Raw genomic sequence first — 1,645 nt, 5'->3', positions numbered from 1 at the left:
CCTGACTCGCGCCAAGTTAGTGCGTGACGCTCGCGGCGACGGCGTCGAGGATGGCTTGCGCCGTGTCGCCGGGTGGGGTCTTCGCTACGATCTCGTTCCCGTTGATGCTGATCGTGACGTCTCGCAGCGGTCGCAGGGTGCGGACGATCTTGCGGACGCTCGCCCCGGTGAGGTCCTGGAGATGGCGTGAGATCGCGAGGGCCGTGAACACGATCGTGAGGTGCGCGTGGATCGAGTCGGCCTCATGATGGAACATCGGTCTCGCACGGAGGTCGGTCTTCGCCATCCGGAACGATGCCTCGACCTGGAACAGTTCGTGATACGCGGCCACGATCTCATTCCCGGTGAGCCGGACCTGGGGAATGTTGGTGACGTACCCCTTCAGCCCAGCCAGTTGACGGGCCCGGTCGACGAGGACCTGATCGACGGCGGGGCGGGTGCCGGTGAGCTTGACGAACCGGTCCTTCTTGAGCGGCTTGGTCCCGTCGGCGATCTTCTGCGCCCGTTCGACCTGCTTGTCGAGGGTGTGGTTGTCGCGCCGGTCACGCTTGGCCGAGTAGTGATAGACCACCCGCCGCTGTCTGGCGTTCTCCCGGACGCCCATGATCCGCTTCGACTCCATGGTCTCGCCGTCGTGGAGGACGCCGCCGTGCGCGTCGAAGTGCTCGGCCAGGTCGTAAGGGGCCTTGCTGATTCGGGAGCCGACGATGAACGAGAACCCGGCGTCCTCGATCTGGTTCAGGTTCGACGCGGACAGCATGCCGGCGTCGGCGACGACCACGACGTCGTCGACTGCGTGTCGGTCTTGGAACGCGCGGAGCACGGGCAACAGCGTGAGCGTCTCGCCGGTGTTTCCGGGGAACTCGTGAACCTCAAGCGGGAACCCGTCCGGGGTGACCAGCATCCCCACCAGGATCTGCGGGTCGACGCGGCGCTCCTTGCTCATCCCCACCTTCCGCAGCGCGTCCTCGTCCTCGGCCTCGAAGTAGAGCGTGGTCACGTCGTAGAGCACCAGCTTCACGTGCCCATGTCGGGTCGCATGCGCATACGCAGCGGTCGCGAGCTTGTCCCGCCAATCGTGTTCAACACATCTCGCGAGGGTCCGCCAGATCGTCCGCAGCCCGGGCGCCGGCACCCCGAGCTCGCCGAGCACCCGGATCGTGTCAGCCTTGCTCGTCGGCTCGACCACGCGAGCGAGGACCAGCTTCATGAACACGTCGTCATCGACAGCGGCATCGAAACCGAGCCGCCGATACGCGGCCTCCAGCACGTCCCACAGCACCCGCGAACGAGATCCCGTCACGGTCGGCGCCGCCCCGGTCGGCGCAGTCGGTGTCAGCGCGTCCAGATCGAACGTCTGCTGCCCGGCATGGATCTTGCTCTTCGCAACCGCCACCAACGCCGCAAGCTGCGCGTCGTCATGCGCCGAGCCGATGTGCTCGAGGATCGTCTGCACTCCGCGACGAGTATGCGCGATCTGCACCGCCGTGGCCCCGGAACGCGTCTTCACCTTCCGGACGAACAACCCCATCGAGGGAGTCTAAATCGCCGCCGTTAGTGCGTAACCCGCCGACCCCGAACCCCGGAAAATCAGGGCAGAACGACCAACGACCGCCGAATCAGCGCTCAAGTGGCACGAGTCAGG

Annotated in this window: 1 protein-coding gene; it reads right to left on the bottom strand. The window is 66.1% G+C overall.

The features are described from left to right. Positions 1-16: 16 nt before the first annotated feature. Positions 17-1,531: an IS1634 family transposase gene (locus AB0O89_RS15020; RefSeq protein ID WP_363499275.1), complete on the bottom strand. Its 1,515-nt coding sequence runs from the start codon at positions 1,529-1,531 to the stop codon at positions 17-19. Positions 1,532-1,645 lie beyond the last annotated feature (114 nt).

The organism is Microbacterium sp. NPDC076895 (assembly GCF_040687115.1).
Taxonomy (GTDB): Bacteria; Actinomycetota; Actinomycetes; order Actinomycetales; family Microbacteriaceae; genus Microbacterium.
This window is presented reverse-complemented; position numbering and strand designations above follow the sequence as displayed.